We start from the raw sequence: 15,502 nt of genomic DNA, 5'->3' as shown, positions 1-15,502 counted from the left end.
GGGCCGAGAGTTTCGATTCGAGGACAGGAGGCTGCTAATGCCACGTCTTTTCACCGCCCTCGAAATTCCGCGTGATGCCGCTCTCTCGCTCTCCCTGCTCCGGGGCGGGCTGCCCGGAGCGCGCTGGATCGATGTCGAAAACTACCATCTGACGCTGCGCTTCATCGGCGATGTCGAGGGCCATGTCGCCGACGAGATCGCCAACGCCCTCGACAGGGTTCATCGCCCCTCTTTCCAGATGACGCTCGCCGGCGTCGGCGCCTTCGGCGGCAAGAAGCCGCATGCGGTATGGGCTGGCGTGTCGGCCTCGCCCGACCTGACGGCGCTGCAGGGCGAGATCGACCGCATCTGCCAGCGGCTCGGCCTGCCCGCGGACCCGCGCAAATTCTCGCCGCATGTGACGCTGGCGCGGCTGCGCAACGGGAGCCCGCTCGACGTCGCGCAATATCTGTCGGCGCGCGGCAATTTCTCCGTGCAGCCCTTCCGTGTCGGCCGCTTCGTCCTGATGTCGTCGCGCGATTCGGTCGGCGGCGGACCTTATATTGTCGAGGAAGCCTGGTCGCTGTCGAGCGTTGATGGGCTCGCGTCGAGCCGCTTCGCCAGCGCCTCCGACGCGTCGCGGATCATGCGGTAGACCGAAGCGAAGGCCTCGGTACCGTCGTAGTAGGGATCCGGCACGTCCGTGACGTTTCCCGTCGCGAAGTCCAGATAGAGATGAATTCGGTCGCGCGCGGCTGGCGCCAGCGCCTTGAGGTCGCGCACATTCGCCTCATCCATGCCGAGGATCAGGTCGAAGCGCGGAAAATCCTCCGGCAGCACCTTGCGCGCCCTCTGTCCTGAAATGTCGACGCCATGTTTGGCGGCCACCGCGATCGAGCGCCGGTCGGGTTGCTCGCCGGCATGCCAGCCGCCGGTCCCGGCCGAATCGATCACGAAATCCCGGTCCTCCCCACCCTCGGTCAAGACCGCTCGAAGCACGCCTTCAGCCAGCGGCGAACGGCAGATGTTGCCGAGGCAGACGAACAGAATGGATTTTATGGGCTTTGCGCTCATCGATCCGGCGCTATGGTTGTTTCAATTTTCGAATAGCACAGGAACCCGACATGACCAGAGAGAAACTCAGCCAGGAAGCGATCGCTGCCGCGCTTGCCGAACTCGAAGGCTGGTCGCTTGCCGCCGACGGCGCATCGATCAAGCGCAGCTTCGTCTTCAAGAACTTCTCCGAGGCCTTCGCCTTCATGACGCGCGTGGCGCTGGCGGCCGAGAAGATGGACCATCACCCTGATTGGTCGAATGTCTACAAGACCGTCGACGTGACGCTGAACACACACGACGCCGGCGGCGTGACGGCGCTCGACATCGAGCTCGCCAAGCGGATGAACCGCTATTTCGGCTGAGGGCTAGGAGCCTCGCTTTCAAGTGACTTCGTCATTCCAGGGCGGAGCAAGGAGCGAAGCGACGCGGCGCCTGGAATCCATGCCGTGACGTATGAGCGTCGCGGCGGTGTAGATCGTGGCGAACGTTCGCGATTGGCCGAAGCTTGCGAACTTCGTCATCCACGGGCGGAGCGACGCGAAGCGGAGCGCAGACCCGAGGATGACGATCGGAGGGATGCCTCGGGCAATCACCAGACTGAGGCGATTGCCAATCGCATCCACCAACCGGCATTCGGAGTGCTGCAGCACCATATCGCAGCCAAACGCCAGGTGATTCCGATTTTCCCGGCCAGGCAATCCTCCGAACTCTTGCAGTAGCCCCCCGCTTTCACCACATTTTCTCGCTGTGGACCGCCGCGCAAGGTCACGCGCGGCCAAGGAGTGATTGATGGCGCAAGGTACCGGTTTCGATTTCTTCGGCTTCGGCGACAAGCTTGCCGGCGAGGGCGAGGTCCGCGAGAAATTCTGGCGCACCGCCAAGAAGGCGGCGCGGCAGATTCCGTTCATGGACGAAGTGGTCGCCGCCTATTACTGCGCCATGGACAAGGACACGCCGCTGCGCGCCAAAGGCATCCTGCTCGGCGCGCTCGGCTATTTCGTCCTGCCGGTGGATTTCATCCCCGACTTCATCTTCGGCCTCGGCTTCACCGACGACCTTGCCGTGCTGACCGCCGCGATCACCGCCGTCAGCGCCCATATCACGCCTGCCCACAGGCAAGCCGCCAGGGACGCGCTGGCCGACAAGAACTGAGCTAATGCATGTCGCCCAGAAGTGCGCAGCGGTTCTGGGACGCCGACATGCATCAAGACAAGGACTTAAAGCGCGACGCGCTTTTAGGCTTCGCTTCACGCCCGCAAATCAGCACGTGCGAAAAGACAAACTCTTGCCGTTTTCGTGGCCTCCAACTCCGCGCCGGGACGTCGCGCCAGCCGCTTTCAGCGGTGGCGGCGCGAATGGTGGCGGTTTCCTGGGGTGAGTTCCTTTTCTTCGAGGACAATTCACCGTTTGGTAACCCTGATTAAATCAAAATGAAGCGACGGCAGGACGCCATGCGGCCCGCCTCCGCACCATTTGGAATACGGGAAGAACGATGCGCGGATTGATTGCTACAGTTTCCAGCCTGGTCCTGGTGGCCGCCTTCGCCGCGCCGGCACTGGCGCAGCAGGCGACCAAGATCGGCCAGCACAACGCCTGGGGCACCTACAGCTATCAGTCGGCGGGCGGCAAGGTCTGCTACGTGCTGACCGTGCCCACCGACAAGCAGCCGAAGACGCTCGACCATGGCGACATGTTCTTCTTCGTCAGCCAGCGGCCCGGGCAGCAGGTCTCCTACGAGCCGCAGTTCATCGCCGGCTACAACTTCCAGGAAGGTTCGAAGGCCACCGTCACCATCGACAAGAAGTCCTTCTCGATGTTCACCCGCGGCAAATCGGCCTGGGTCGAGAACGCCGCGGAAGAGCCGGTGCTGATCGCCGCCATGAAGACCGGCACCGACATGAAGGTGCAGGCCAAGTCCGGCCGTGGCAATCCCACCTCCTATGTCTTCTCGCTGAAGGGCATTTCGGCCGCGCTGTCCTCGATCGCCAAGTGCAAATAGGCTGAGGCGCAAATAGGCAAAAACGACGACTGATTTGACACGAGGCCGGGCCATTGGTCCGGCCTTTGCCATTCAGCTTGCCTTGTGTCCGCGCCGATTCTCTCGGCGGGCTGCATCGGCGATCTTGCACGAGGTGCCGGCTCCTGGAATTCACCTGAAGCCATACGTCCAGAAAAATTTTGTGGCGGACGGAATAGTTTCCGGCCGAGCCCGGTAGATGACACAACGAGGGAGAAGACATTTTGACGTGGCCCGTCATTTCCAGGCCGCGTCGCAAACAGGGAGCGGCGGCAAGCACTGGGGGGTGAGTGTCTGGGGTGAGTGTCTTCAGGGCTTGCAGTCGGGAGGAGCGCGCTCCCATCCGGCCCTGCGGTTGCCTGTCCCTGACCGCTGGGCCGCTTTCACCCCGGCTTTGGCCGGAAGGCGGGCAAGATAAGCCCGGAGCGGCTTGCTTCGACGCGGCACGGGACGGACGGTATGAGATGGAATGAAAGCAAAATTCGACGTCATACCGCATTTGGAGGACTTGTGGCGTTACGGCAGGGTGCTCACCGGCAATGATTCCGACGCCGATGACCTGCTGCAGGAAGCTCTCGCCCGCGCGCTGTCGATGGCCGGCAGCTATGATCCGTCCCGACCGCTGCTGCCTTGGCTGGTCAGGATTGTCCGAAACACCTTCTTCACCGGCGCCAGTCGGGCCGATGCCGACGGGCAGCGCCTTGCGTCCATCGCCGACATGTCGGATTCGGCCTCGCCGCCGCCGCAGGAGCATAGCGCCGAACTTTCCAACGTAAGCAGGGCGCTCGCCCGGATGCCGACGGACCAGGCCGAAATACTCCATCTGGTCGGAGTGCTGGGCTTTACCTATGCCGAAGCAGCCGAACTGCTGGGCGTGCCGGCGGGGACCGTGATGTCCCGCCTCAGCCGGGCTCGCGCCGCCTTGAAGCACAACATGGAAAATATGGATGGCGGGGCTTCCGGTCATTTGAAGGTCATTGGAGGGCGTGATGTGGCCCGATAATCGCGTTTCCGAACAGGATATCGGCCGTCTGCTGGATGGTGAGCTGTCGCCATCGCAGCGGTCCGAACTGCAAGCCCGGCTTGCCCGGGAGCCGGAACTGGCGGCGGAGGTCTTTGCCCACGCACAGCGCATGGAGACGCTGCGCGAGTCCCAGCCCCGGCGATTGTTTCCGCCCGGCGCGACCATCGACAAGGCGAGACGGCTGGAAGGGGCGTTTCGCCGCAGGATGGCATTTTCGGTGCTCAGGCTTCAGGTCGCCGCCGTCGCGCTGGTCGCGATCGGGTGGTCGGCAAATTCGCTTACCGTGCCGCTTCGCCAAGGCGGCAAGACGGCTGATGAAACCTTCATCCTGGCCGCGCGGGATGCGCTGCGCGTTGCACAGCTGAACGCAGGTCCGGAAAAGGGCATCGAGCTCAAACAAGACAAGATTCAGCGACTGGTTGGCGCCGTTAACGTCAGCATGCCGACGCTGCCGTCGACATGGGTGGTCAAGGATGTCCAGGTGCAGCCCTGGAACGGACAGCAGAGCCTGGTTGTGACGGCCGACACGCCGAGCGTCGGGCGCATCACGCTTGTGGCCGCTCCAATGAATGGCGAGGACGCCGTTCCCCCGACACCAGCCACAGACGGCCGTGTGCCGACGGTCTACTGGCAATCGGGAGGCACGGCCTACGCCCTGATGGGATCCGCCGCGCCGGATCGGCTCGAAGTGGAAGCAAAGCAGATCGAGGTCGCCACGCGCCGGAGCGTTGCGCCCAAGACAAGGGGCTGATCACAGCCGCCGGTGACTGAAGAAGAGAGACAGAATGCACTTGACGCTGGAGTTCACGACCCGCCGATGCCGCATCCCGTCGGATAAATCCGCGCGATGAACCTCCTGTCGTTCGAGAGGAGATACTATCCGTCCACCTGCCCCGTTTGCGCCGGAGCGGCCTTGGAAGCCGAGGTCGCGCTGCGCAGGGTGGAATTCCAGTGCGCTTCCTGCGGGGCATTCGAGATCACCTCCGCGGCCCGCACCGCAATCAAGGGGCTGTCACAGGAGCACCGCCAATTGTGGCTGTCGCAAGCACGGCTGCGGAATTCGACCGTCCCGCTGATCGCCTGCGCGAACGAGGCGCTGTCGCAGGTCACCGGCCCCAGGTGACTTGGGAAGCGCTTCGCGCGGGCGCTTCCCAACGGCCCGGCATCTCGGCTTGGGCAATGCCGGGCCGTTTTCGCGCGAAGGAGATGAAGCTCGACTCCGACCTCGGAGCCGGTATCCAGCCAGGGACTTGGGCGATTGCTATGCGTAGATTGGAAGATTATGAGGAAATCGCACTTATCGGCTATCCCTGCGATGGAGAATACATCGCCGTGATGACGAATGGCGAGCAGCAGAACTGGCTGCTCGGCGGCGAACTCTGTGGATGGAACGGCGCCATCCTCGCCGATCAGGCCGCTGCCTTGCCCAGATACTATCCGCAGGGCGCGCGCCTCGTCCTGGCTACGATCAAAGGCGACAGCCTCGTCGCGATCCGGGACTACGACACCGCCGGCGGCCCGGAAAAACCAGCGGCTGCGAACAGCGAGCCGGCCGAAGCGGAAGCCGGCCCGGCCGAGGACGCGCGGCTCGCCGATTTTCGCGCCGCGGCGATGCTACGCGATTCTGCGTCCATGTTTTTTGACCCGGCCACCGAAATGGCCCTGTCGACGATCGCGACGCAGATGAAGCTCGGACGCGCGGACGTGATCCGCATCGCGCTTCGCGATTGGCTGGCGATGCGTGCAGCCGCGCGCTTCCCTACCAGCGAAAGCGCGCCATATGGCTCGGAGGCGCCGGATCGTTTCGGCTGACCGGATCGCGCTTCGAGTTGTTGCCGAGTAGCCATGCCCCACGAACATCCTGCAGACAGGACCAGTCTGGATCTATACGAGCCGATCAATGTCCTTAAGCCCGTCGCTCGCGATCTCTGGATCGTGGATGGGCCACGGATAGGCTTCGGCGTCGGACCGCTGGAGTTTCCTTTCAGCACCCGCATGACGGTCCTGCGGCTCGGCAACGGCGACTTGATCCTCCACTCACCCGTGGCGCTTACGCCCGCGCTGCGGTCGGCGATCGAACTGTTGGGGCCGGTCCGCTTCCTGGTTGCTCCTAACTCCCTTCACTATTGGTGGCTTCCCGACTGGAAGGCCGTCATGCCCAACGCCGAAGTTCTAGCCGTGCGCGGTTTGCAAAAACGGGCCAAGCGTTCGATTGCGGTGGACCGGCTGCTGGTAGGGCGCGGCTCGCCGTGGCCCGCCGAGGTCGACCTGCTGGTCGTGCGCGGCGATGCCCTTACCGAGGCCGTTCTGTTTCACCGCGCCTCGCAAACGCTGATCCTCACGGATTTGATCGAGAACTTCGAGCCGAAACGCATCCACAGCTGGTTTCTGAGGCTCCTCGTCAGACTTGCCGGCGCTGCCGATCCGGATGGCAAGGCGCCGATCGACATGCGATTGAGCTTCTTTCGCCGCCGCGGAGCTTTGCGGCTGGCGGTTCAACAGATGCTCGCCTGGCAGCCGGAACGCATCATAATTGCGCATGGCCGATGGTACGAGAAAGACGGCACCGCCGAACTCAGGCGGGCGTTTCGGTGTGTTGTGACGATCATTGTCCAAGCCGCTACGCCTTGACGGCTTCGCCCGTCTCGGCCCGCCGCCGGCGGATCGCCTCGGCGATGAAGACGCGCGACAGCGCATGGTAGAGCGGCTCATGGGAGATCAGCCGCGCCGTGCCGTAGCCCAGCATCGACGCGCACATCAACGCGATCACATTGTCGTGGTTGCCGGTCATTTCGAGGATGATGACGAAGGCCGTCATCGGCGCCTGCACGACGCCGGCGAAATAGCCGGCCATGCCGAGCAGCGCCGCCGTTCCGGCGGCTGTGCCGAAGACCAGGCCGAGCGTGCTGCCGACGCCGGCGCCCACCGCCAGCGACGGCGCGAAGATACCGCCTGGAATGCCGGACACCATCGACAGCAGGCCGGCCGCGAATTTCTCCACGAAGAAGAAGGCCGGCAGCGGCGCGCCTTCGATCGCGCCGCGCGCCTGCGTGTAGCCGGTGCCGAAGGTCGATCCTCCCGACGCGATGCCGATCGCGGCCACGGCCAGCCCGCAGACAGCCGCCACGACCAGCGTGCGCGGCAGCGGCTGCAGCGCGTTCCAGCGCCGGATGCGCCGCATGGCTTTCAGCGCAAGCAGCGAAAACAGCGCGCCGACACCGCCGCCGATGACGCCGCAGGCCAGCACCAGCGGCCAGTCGCTGGCAAAGGCGACCGTGTCCTTGGCGACGCCGAAATAGGTGTAGTTGCCAAGCAGACCCAGCGAGGCGAGGCCGGCCAGGATCACCGCCGTCAGCACCAGCCCGTTGGTGCGCGATTCGTAGGCGCGGCCCATTTCCTCGATGGCAAAGACGATGCCGGCAAGCGGCGTGTTGAAGGCGGCGGCGATGCCGGCGGCCGAGCCAGCCAGGATCAGGCCGCGCGCCTGCGCCATGCCGCCCCAGCGCGCCGCCTGCAGCATCACGGAAGCGCCGACCTGCACCGTCGGGCCCTCCCGGCCGATCGAGGCGCCGCAGGCGAGGCCGATGATGGTGAGCGCGATCTTGCCCACCACCAGCCGCAGCGACAGGATGTGGCTGCGGTCGTCCTCGTCGCGCAGATGCCGCGCCGCGATCGCCTGCGGAATGCCGCTGCCTTGCGATCCCGGGAAGAAGGAATGCGCCAGCCAGGCGCAAAGCACGAAACCGAGCGGCGTCATGACCAGCGGCAGATAAAAGCGCCAGCCGCCGTCATTGCCGGTGATGATGTGGAACAAGGCCTGCGCCTGGTCGGCGAGCAATGCGAACAGGACGCTGATCAGGCCGATCGAGATGGCGCCGGCCCAGAAGACGAGACGCGGCTGCCAGACGCGCCGCGACACCCACATCGCCTGCGAGCGCCGCAGCATACGGTTTTTTCGGGATATGCCGGCCATGTCCGCCCTCGTGATGGAACCCAGCCCTAGAGCAATTCCAGGAAAAGTGTGAGCGGTTTTCCGTCCGGAATTGCGTCAGAACAAAGCGATAGAGCGGTTCGCCGTTTCCGTGAAATGGTGAAACGCTCTAGCACAGGCTGAGGGTCGATCAAGACCGCGAGAGCGCGCGGATTAACTCGGATTGCCCGCCGGCTCTGGTGCCGGCGGGATGTCAAGCGAGCGAGGTTCGAGCCTACATCGCCATTTTTTCACATTCGGCCTGGGCCTTCTTGGTCGACGTATCGACCATATAGGCCTTACCCTTGGCGTCGGTGATCATCATCATGCAATGCTTGATCGGCTTGGCCATCTTCATCATGTCGGCGCTCATCTTGCGGGGCATGGTCACCCCCTTTCAGGTTCGCCGATGAGCTTCGATTGGTTACGCCAACACGAATATGTGATCGATTTTCCCGCGGCAGCAGCGGCGGCCGGTCGAGTTCGACCCCCTGAAGGCAGGCAGGGGTCAAAATTTGTTGACCTCCGGTCCAGTAGAATTGGCGGCCGCTTCCTCCTAAAGCAATTCCAGGAAAAGCGTGAGCGGTTTTCCGTTCGGAATTGCGTCAAAACAAAGAGATGGAGCGGTTCGCCGTTTCCGCGAAACGGTGAAACGCTCTAATCGGCATAAGACGGCGTCGGCAGCACGTCTGACGTGCCGTTCACGCGGGTCATCACAACCGCCAGCATGCACAGAATCGCAGGACAATTGGAACAGCCTCTCTTTGCGACCGAGCGTGACCCGCGCCTGCGGCTGATCATCCCGTCAATCGTCGCCATCGCCTTTCTGATGGAGCAGCTCGACTCCACCATCCTCACCACCGCTATTCCCTCCATCGCGCAGAGCCTCGACACGACGCCGGTCCGGCTCAATCTGGCGATAACGACCTACATCCTGACCCTGGCGGTGTTCATTCCGGTCAGCGGCTGGTTCGCCGACAGGTTCGGCGCGCGAAAGATCTTCGCGCTGGCGCTCTTCACCTTCACCCTGGGCTCGGTCCTGTGCGGCGTTGCGGACAGCGTCGGCATGCTTCTGGCCATGCGCGCCTTGCAGGGACTGGGCGGCGCCATGATGACGCCGGTCGGTCGGTTGATTCTGCTGCGCTCCTTTCCGCGCAGCGGCCTGATCACCGCCATGACCTACATGACCTTGCCGGCGATCGTCGGCCCTGTCATCGGGCCGCTGCTCGGCGGCCTCCTGACCACTTACGCATCCTGGCGCTGGATTTTTTACGTCAATGTGCCGTTTGGCCTGCTCGGCATTTTCGCCGCCTTGCGCTTCGTCGACGATTTCCATGGCGACGAAGTGCGGCCTTTCGACTTCGCCGGCTTCCTGATGGTGGGAGCGGGCGCCGCATTGTTGCAGTTCGGCCTGGAGAATATCGGCAGGCCGATCATTTCATCGCTGGCGACCCTGCTGGTGCTGGCCGCCTCGATCCTGCTGCTGCTTGCCTTTGGCCGTTATGCGCACCGCGTCGCGGCGCCCGCAGTGGATCTGACGCTGTTCCGGTTTCGCTCCTTCTGGGTCGGCACGCTGGCTGGCGGCCTGTGCCGCATCGGCCTCAACGGCGCGCCGTTCCTGCTGCCGCTGATGCTGCAGGTCGGCTTCGGCATGAGCCCGGTCACCTCCGGCTCGCTGACTTTCGTCGGCAGCTTCGGCGCCTTGCTGATGCGGCCGCTGCTGGCGTCGCTGTTGCAGCGCTTCGGCTTCAAGGTCGTGCTGACCGGCAGCGCTGTGGTCGGCTCTGTTGCCGTGGCGGGCTTTGCCCTGCTCGATGCCGACACCCCGCATTGGGTGATCGGCCTTTACGTCTTTTGCTTCGGCATCGTCCGCTCGGCGCAGTTCATGTCCTCCAACACGCTGTCCTATGCCGACCTGCCGGCGGAAAAGCTCAGCCGCGCCACCAGCCTCGGCGGCGTCCTGCAGCAGCTCAGCGTGTCGCTCGGCGTCTCGATCGCCGCCATGGTGCTCGGCCTCGTCTCAGGCCAGGTGCATGCGCCGACGGCGGACCAGTTCCATTGGGCCTTCCTGCTGACGGCGATGATCCCGCTGCTTCCCATTCCGGGATTCTTGTTCCTGCACCCGGAAGACGGCGCGCAGGTCAGCGGCCATCGCCGGCGGACGGATACTCAGGAGTAAGGCTGTGCCGGTCCGCGTCTTCCCCTTCTCCCCTTGTGGGAGAAGGTGGTTCGGCGCGTAGCGCCGAGACGGTTGAGGGGTGTTCCAGGGAACGCCGGCGTCTCACTCCGCTGGAACACCCCTCATCCGACCGAGCTTCGCTCGGCCACCTTCTCCCACAAGGGGAGAAGGAAAGCCCAGCCGCATGACTCCGCCGGCAAGCTGTGCTATGCGCCGCGCTTCTTCTCCGGCAGATGCTGAAATCGGCCGCAAATCGCTTATATTGGCGCCACCATGACCGTTTCGCTTGATCTTACCGCCGAAGGCGCCCGTGACGCCTTGCGCCGCACAATGCAAGCCGAGAAGCCCTCGCTGATCGGCCTGACCCGCGCCGAGCTCGGCACCGCCCTCGTCGAGGCCGGCATCGTGCCGGAGCGCCAGGCCAGGATGCGCGTCCAGCAGCTCTGGCATTGGATGTATGTACGCGGCGTTTCCGACTTCGCGCATATGTTCAACATCTCCAAGGATTTGCGGGCCGAGCTCGACAAGCACTTCACCGTCGCGCGGCCCGAAATCGTCGAGGAGCAGATCTCCGCCGACGGCACGCGCAAATGGCTGTTCCGCTTCCCGCCGCGCGGCGCCGGCCGCCCGGTCGAGATCGAGACCGTCTACATCCCCGAGGAAGGCCGCGGCACGCTATGCATCTCCTCGCAGGTCGGCTGCACGCTGACCTGCTCCTTCTGCCACACCGGCACGCAGAAGCTGGTGCGCAACCTGACGGCCGAAGAAATCCTGGCGCAGCTGCTGACCGCGCGCGACCGGCTCGGCGATTTCCCCGACCGCGACACGCCGGACGGCGCCATCGTGCCGGCCGAGGGCAGAAAAATCTCCAACATTGTCATGATGGGCATGGGCGAGCCGCTCTACAATTTCGAGGCGGTGAAGAAGGCGCTGCTGATCGCATCCGACGGCGACGGCCTGTCCCTGTCGAAGCGTCGCATCACGCTGTCGACCTCGGGCGTCGTGCCCGAGATCTTCCGCACTGGCGAGGAGATCGGCGTCATGCTGGCCATCTCGCTGCACGCCACCAATGACGATCTGCGCGACCTGCTTGTGCCGATCAACAAGAAGTTCCCGCTGAAGGACCTGATCGCCGCCTGCAAGGCTTATCCGGGTCTCTCCAATGCCAAACGCATCACCTTCGAATATGTGATGCTGAAGGACGTCAACGATTCTCTCGAGGACGCCAAGGCGCTGGTCAAGCTCTTGAAGGGCATTCCCGCCAAGATCAACCTGATCCCGTTCAATCCCTGGCCCGGCACCAACTACCAGTGCTCGGACTGGGAGACGATCGAGAAGTTCGCCGACTACATCAACAATGCCGGCTACGCCTCGCCGATCCGCACGCCGCGCGGCCGCGACATCCTCGCCGCCTGCGGCCAGCTCAAGTCGGAATCGGAACGCATGCGCAAGGTCGACCGGCTGGCGCTCGAGGCCATGATGATCGCGGGGCACGGCGAGGCGTGAGACGCCTTATCGCCTATCTCATCCGCTTCGCCGTCATCATGGTCGGTTATGTCGTCGCCTCGCTGGCGGCGAGCGCCTTCCTCAACATCCTGTTCCTGGCGCATTTGGGTTACACGCCCGCCGATCCGGAGCCGACGGCGACCGCCTCACTCTATTTCTCGGTGCCTTTCGTGGCGCTGTTCGTCGCCTATTTCGCCTTCATGCCGGCGGCTGTCGCGATCTTGATTGCCGAAGTGCTCGGCCGCCGCGACTGGCTGTTCTACGCGCTGGCCGGCGCCGTCGTGGCCGGCATCTTCCTCGGCCTCGTCCACCAAAACGCCGATATCAATTTCGACGTCACCGAGACCAACGCCAGGCTGGCCGTGATCGGCTCCGGCATGGTCGGCGGCATCTCCTATTGGCTCTTTTCCGGGCGCTGGGCCGGAAGCTGGCGCCGCGAGGCGCTGCCCGACCTGGAAGCCTGAGCGCTATTTAGCCTGCGCCGTCAGGATCTTGAGCGCGAAGGCCGAGAACACGCCGGCAAACAGATAGTCGACCACGCGCGTCACGCGCGGGCTTGCCTTCATCGCCGCCGAAAACTTTTCCGCCGCCAGCACCATCGGCACCGTCACCGGGATCGCCAGCACCACGAACATCATGCCGAGGAAGAACAGCTTGCCCGATGCGTTGGGATCGTGCGCGGAGACGAATTGCGGCAGGAATGTCATGAAGAACAGGATGATCTTGGGGTTGAGCAGGTTGACGCCGAGCCCGGCCGCCCAGCTGCGGAACAAAGAGACCTGCGGTCCCGTCCTCTTCTCCGGCGAGAAGGCCGAGCCTTTCGTCACGGCCTGAAAGGCCAGGAACACCAGATAACCGGCGCCAAAAATCTTCAACACGAAGAAGGCCATCGGCGAAGCGACGATCAGCGCCGAGATGCCGACCACCACCAGCGTGGTATGGATCAGCGTGCCGCACAGCGCCCCCGCCATCGAGGCGAAACCGGTGGCGCGGCCTTGGCTCAGCGTGCGCGAGACAAACAGCGTCATGTCCGGTTCCCGGCGTGATCGCCAGGATGACGGTGGCAAGGGCGAACTGGATAAGGGTGGTGGTGTCGGGAACGAAGGACATTGGCCGCCTCGGAATGGATCGCGCTTCCTGTAGCGCGGCGTTTTTTCCTTCGCCAGCCTCTGCCCGGGCAAACATCTGGCCCAGCCTGTACCGCGAGCACGCGCCTGTTCATCTCTTGCGCCGCCCGGAAACCGCGTGATACTCGCCCCCCGAACCTTTTACCTGCGGAACCGCCAAACATGTCCAAGATCAAAAACGTCAAGAAAGTCGTGCTCGCCTATTCCGGCGGCCTCGACACCTCCATCATCCTGAAATGGTTGCAGACCGAGCTCGGTGCCGAAGTCGTCACCTTCACGGCTGACCTCGGCCAGGGCGGCGAATTGGAGCCGGCGCGCAAGAAGGCCGAGATGATGGGCATCAAGGACATCCGCATCGTCGACGTGCGCGAGGAATTCGTCGCCGACTTCGTCTTCCCGATGTTCCGTGCCAACACCGTCTATGAAGGCACCTATCTGCTCGGCACCTCGATCGCCCGGCCGCTGATCTCCAAGCATCTGGTCGAGATCGCCAGGGAGACGGGCGCCGACGCCATCGCGCATGGCGCCACCGGCAAGGGCAACGACCAGGTGCGTTTCGAGCTTTCGGCTTACGCGCTCAACCCCGACATCAAGGTCATCGCGCCCTGGCGCGACTGGTCGTTCAAGTCGCGCACCGATCTGATCAACTTCGCCGAACAGCACCAGATCCCCGTCGCCAAGGACAAGCGCGGCGAAGCGCCGTTCTCGGTCGACGCCAACCTGCTGCACTCCTCCTCGGAGGGCAAGGTGCTGGAGGATCCGTGGAGCGAGCCGCCGGAATTCGTCCACCAGCGCACCGTTTCGCCGATGGATGCGCCCGATGTCGTCACCGAGATCGAGATCGAGTTCCTGAAGGGCGATCCGATCGCGCTCAACGGCAAGAAACTGTCGCCGGCCACCATGCTGGCGGCGCTGAACGACCTCGGCCGCGACAACGGCATCGGACGCCTCGACCTTGTCGAGAACCGTTTCGTCGGCATGAAATCGCGCGGCGTCTATGAGACGCCCGGCGGCACCATCCTGATCGCCGCTCATCGCGCCATCGAATCGATCACGCTCGACCGGGGTGCCGCCCACCTCAAGGACGAGTTCATGCCGCGCTACGCCGAGCTCATCTACAACGGCTTCTGGTTCTCGCCGGAGCGCGTCATGCTGCAGGCGATGATCGACAGGAGCCAGGAAGATGTCGAAGGCACGGTGCGGCTGAAGCTCTACAAGGGCAATGTCATCGTCACCGGCCGCAAGTCGAGGAAGACGCTTTATTCGGACGCGCTCGTCACCTTCGAGGACGACCGCGGCGCCTACGATCAGAAGGACGCCGAAGGTTTTATCAAGCTCAACGGGCTGCGACTGAGGACGCTTGCCGCGAGAAACCGCCGCTGAAGCGCTAATCTCCCCCCTTGCGGGGGAGATGCCCGGCAGGGCAGAGGGGGGTGTGAAGGATCGCCGGCCTCTCTGATTTGCCGCTGCGCCTCAGCGTGAAAGTTGTGACGATTTGCTGGACAGGCTGGAGGGACAGCCTCTGTCCTGCCGGACATCTCCCCCGCAAGGGGGGAGATCAGCTGTCACCCCGGCTTTCGCTAAATTTTCGATCAGTCCGCGTCGATCGCCTCGGCGATGTTGGCGATGGCCTGCTGATAGACGCTTGCCGAATTCCAGCCGGCGATCGCGCCCATATTGGCCTCATAGCTCGCGCCGGCATGCCAGCCATGCCCTTTCAGGTAGTTGGCGGTCGAGGCGAGCGCGGTGTTGCGGTCGCGCAGATTGCCGCTGCCGACGCCATATTTCAGCACGTTTCCGGGCAGGAACTGGGTGTGGCCGATCTCGCCATGCATGGCGCCGACCGATGAGGCGCTGAGCGCGCCGCGATCGACCAGCTTGAGCGCCGCGATGGCATGCGGGGTGAAATAATCCGGGCGGCGGCAGTCATAGGCGAGCGTCAGGATGGCCGAGACCGTGTTCTGGTTGCCCATGGAAGCGCCGAAGCCGGTCTCCATCCCCCAGATGGCGAGCAGCACCCCGGGCGGCACGCCATAGGTCCGCTCGATATTGGCGAACATCGCCGCATTCGCCTTCTTCAGCGCGCGGCCTCTGGAGATGATCGCGGAGGCGCCGCGGCGCTTCATGAACGCTTCGACCGAGCCGCTGAAAGCTTTGTGAAGCGCGCGGTCGGCAGAGATCGTCCTTGTCGCGTAGGTCGCCCCGGCCAGCGCCGACAGTCCCTTCTGGCCGACCCCATTGGCCTTGGCCTCGGCGGCAAAGTCCTGCTTCCAGGCATCGAAGCCGGCGCCGTTCTTGCCACAGCTGGCGGCTGCCTCGGCGCCTGTCGCCAGGCCAAGCATCGCCACCACCGCCGCGGCGGCCACGAATATCCTTCTTTTGGCAAAAAATGCCATGTTGTTCTCCTGGTTGCCTTGAATCACGTCCCGGTTGCGAATTTGCCAGCGAAACGCCGGGTTGTCACCGCCCTCGCGGGGGACGTGGCACCCGACACTGGCGAAAGAAGGGCAATCTGCCTACGATCAGGCATCAGGTGTGGCGGGCTTGCCTCATGAAGGACGTTGATGCCGTGATCATTGGCGCCGGTTCCGCGGGCTTGCCGCGGCAAAGACGCTTCGAACGGCCGGACTTTCCTTCCTCATGG

19 protein-coding genes and 1 pseudogene are annotated in these 15,502 nt (G+C 64.0%); 14 read left to right on the top strand and 6 right to left on the bottom strand.

From position 1 onward, the window contains the following. The first annotated feature begins 37 nt into the window (after positions 1-37). A complete protein-coding gene (gene thpR, locus RFM68_RS22770; protein WP_320235261.1) occupies positions 38-634 on the top strand; it encodes an RNA 2',3'-cyclic phosphodiesterase in 597 nt (198 codons plus the stop codon). Here the strand turns inward: thpR and RFM68_RS22765 are convergent. Continuing rightward, positions 538-1,053 carry a low molecular weight protein-tyrosine-phosphatase gene (locus RFM68_RS22765; RefSeq protein WP_320235260.1) on the bottom strand — a complete coding sequence of 172 codons (516 nt, stop codon included), beginning with the start codon at positions 1,051-1,053 and terminating at the stop codon, positions 538-540. The two genes, thpR and RFM68_RS22765, sit on opposite strands and share 97 nt — an antisense overlap. A gap of 50 nt (positions 1,054-1,103) precedes the next feature. Here RFM68_RS22765 and RFM68_RS22760 point away from each other — a divergent pair, with 50 nt between their 5' ends. Then, on the top strand, positions 1,104-1,397 hold the full coding sequence (locus RFM68_RS22760) for a 4a-hydroxytetrahydrobiopterin dehydratase (protein WP_320235259.1): 294 nt from the start codon (positions 1,104-1,106) through the stop codon (positions 1,395-1,397). Positions 1,398-1,415: 18 nt separating this feature from the next. On the opposite strand, the gene RFM68_RS22755 is transcribed toward RFM68_RS22760, so the two are convergent. Next, positions 1,416-1,688, bottom strand: coding sequence for a hypothetical protein (locus RFM68_RS22755; RefSeq protein ID WP_320235258.1), 273 nt, complete (start codon positions 1,686-1,688; stop codon positions 1,416-1,418). Between the two features lie 136 nt (positions 1,689-1,824). On the opposite strand from RFM68_RS22755, the gene RFM68_RS22750 reads away from it, so the two are divergent. The 8 genes from RFM68_RS22750 (at position 1,825) to RFM68_RS22715 (ending at position 6,707) form a co-directional block, all read left to right on the top strand. Then, positions 1,825-2,187, top strand: a complete 363-nt coding sequence (locus tag RFM68_RS22750; RefSeq protein WP_320235257.1) for a YkvA family protein — start codon at positions 1,825-1,827, stop codon at positions 2,185-2,187. 47 nt (positions 2,188-2,234) lie between these two features. Next, a complete protein-coding gene (locus RFM68_RS22745; RefSeq protein ID WP_320235256.1) occupies positions 2,235-2,459 on the top strand; it encodes a hypothetical protein in 225 nt (74 codons plus the stop codon). 68 nt (positions 2,460-2,527) lie between these two features. After that, positions 2,528-3,034 (top strand): invasion associated locus B family protein, encoded by a 507-nt coding sequence (locus RFM68_RS22740; protein WP_112100983.1) that lies wholly within the window; start codon positions 2,528-2,530, stop codon positions 3,032-3,034. Between the two features lie 487 nt (positions 3,035-3,521). After that, positions 3,522-4,055, top strand: coding sequence for a sigma-70 family RNA polymerase sigma factor (locus tag RFM68_RS22735; RefSeq protein ID WP_320235255.1), 534 nt, complete (start codon positions 3,522-3,524; stop codon positions 4,053-4,055). After that, positions 4,042-4,827, top strand: coding sequence for an anti-sigma factor family protein (locus tag RFM68_RS22730; RefSeq protein WP_320235318.1), 786 nt, complete (start codon positions 4,042-4,044; stop codon positions 4,825-4,827). The genes RFM68_RS22735 and RFM68_RS22730 overlap by 14 nt, the downstream gene beginning before the upstream one ends. 162 nt (positions 4,828-4,989) lie before the next feature. After that, positions 4,990-5,199 (top strand): hypothetical protein, encoded by a 210-nt coding sequence (locus RFM68_RS22725; RefSeq protein ID WP_320235254.1) that lies wholly within the window; start codon positions 4,990-4,992, stop codon positions 5,197-5,199. A gap of 140 nt (positions 5,200-5,339) precedes the next feature. Then, positions 5,340-5,888, top strand: coding sequence for a hypothetical protein (locus RFM68_RS22720; protein ID WP_320235253.1), 549 nt, complete (start codon positions 5,340-5,342; stop codon positions 5,886-5,888). 33 nt (positions 5,889-5,921) lie between these two features. After that, on the top strand, positions 5,922-6,707 hold the full coding sequence (locus RFM68_RS22715; protein WP_320235252.1) for a DUF4336 domain-containing protein: 786 nt from the start codon (positions 5,922-5,924) through the stop codon (positions 6,705-6,707). Here RFM68_RS22715 and RFM68_RS22710 read toward each other — a convergent pair. Continuing rightward, entirely contained in the window at positions 6,697-8,049 is a 1,353-nt protein-coding gene (locus RFM68_RS22710; RefSeq protein WP_320235251.1) for a chloride channel protein, read from the bottom strand. The genes RFM68_RS22715 and RFM68_RS22710 overlap by 11 nt on opposite strands. 232 nt (positions 8,050-8,281) lie before the next feature. Beyond that, positions 8,282-8,431, bottom strand: coding sequence for a hypothetical protein (locus RFM68_RS22705; RefSeq protein ID WP_320235250.1), 150 nt, complete (start codon positions 8,429-8,431; stop codon positions 8,282-8,284). Positions 8,432-8,794: 363 nt separating this feature from the next. Here RFM68_RS22705 and RFM68_RS22700 point away from each other — a divergent pair, with 363 nt between their 5' ends. The 3 genes from RFM68_RS22700 to RFM68_RS22690 all read left to right on the top strand — a co-directional run bounded on the left by RFM68_RS22700 (position 8,795) and on the right by RFM68_RS22690 (position 12,195). Next, positions 8,795-10,225, top strand: a complete 1,431-nt coding sequence (locus RFM68_RS22700) for a DHA2 family efflux MFS transporter permease subunit (RefSeq protein WP_320235249.1) — start codon at positions 8,795-8,797, stop codon at positions 10,223-10,225. 273 nt (positions 10,226-10,498) lie between these two features. Continuing rightward, positions 10,499-11,731, top strand: a complete 1,233-nt coding sequence (gene rlmN, locus RFM68_RS22695) for a dual-specificity RNA methyltransferase RlmN (RefSeq protein ID WP_320235248.1) — start codon at positions 10,499-10,501, stop codon at positions 11,729-11,731. Continuing rightward, on the top strand, positions 11,728-12,195 hold the full coding sequence (locus RFM68_RS22690) for a hypothetical protein (protein ID WP_320235247.1): 468 nt from the start codon (positions 11,728-11,730) through the stop codon (positions 12,193-12,195). Before rlmN ends, RFM68_RS22690 begins: the two co-directional genes overlap by 4 nt. A gap of 3 nt (positions 12,196-12,198) precedes the next feature. Here the strand turns inward: RFM68_RS22690 and RFM68_RS22685 are convergent. Continuing rightward, positions 12,199-12,841: pseudogene (locus RFM68_RS22685) on the bottom strand (LysE family translocator). Positions 12,842-13,020: 179 nt separating this feature from the next. Between RFM68_RS22685 and RFM68_RS22680 the strand changes: the two are divergent. Then, complete coding sequence (locus RFM68_RS22680) at positions 13,021-14,241, top strand: argininosuccinate synthase (protein ID WP_320235246.1); 1,221 nt, start codon at positions 13,021-13,023, stop codon at positions 14,239-14,241. 209 nt (positions 14,242-14,450) lie between these two features. Here the strand turns inward: RFM68_RS22680 and RFM68_RS22675 are convergent, their stop codons facing one another. Next, positions 14,451-15,254: a lytic murein transglycosylase gene (locus RFM68_RS22675; protein ID WP_320235245.1), complete on the bottom strand. Its 804-nt coding sequence runs from the start codon at positions 15,252-15,254 to the stop codon at positions 14,451-14,453. Positions 15,255-15,502 lie beyond the last annotated feature (248 nt).

The organism is Mesorhizobium montanum (assembly GCF_033977145.1).
Lineage (GTDB): Bacteria > Pseudomonadota > Alphaproteobacteria > Rhizobiales > Rhizobiaceae > Mesorhizobium > Mesorhizobium montanum.
The sequence above is the reverse complement of the archived record's forward strand: the minus strand, read 5'-3'. Positions and strand labels throughout refer to the sequence as shown.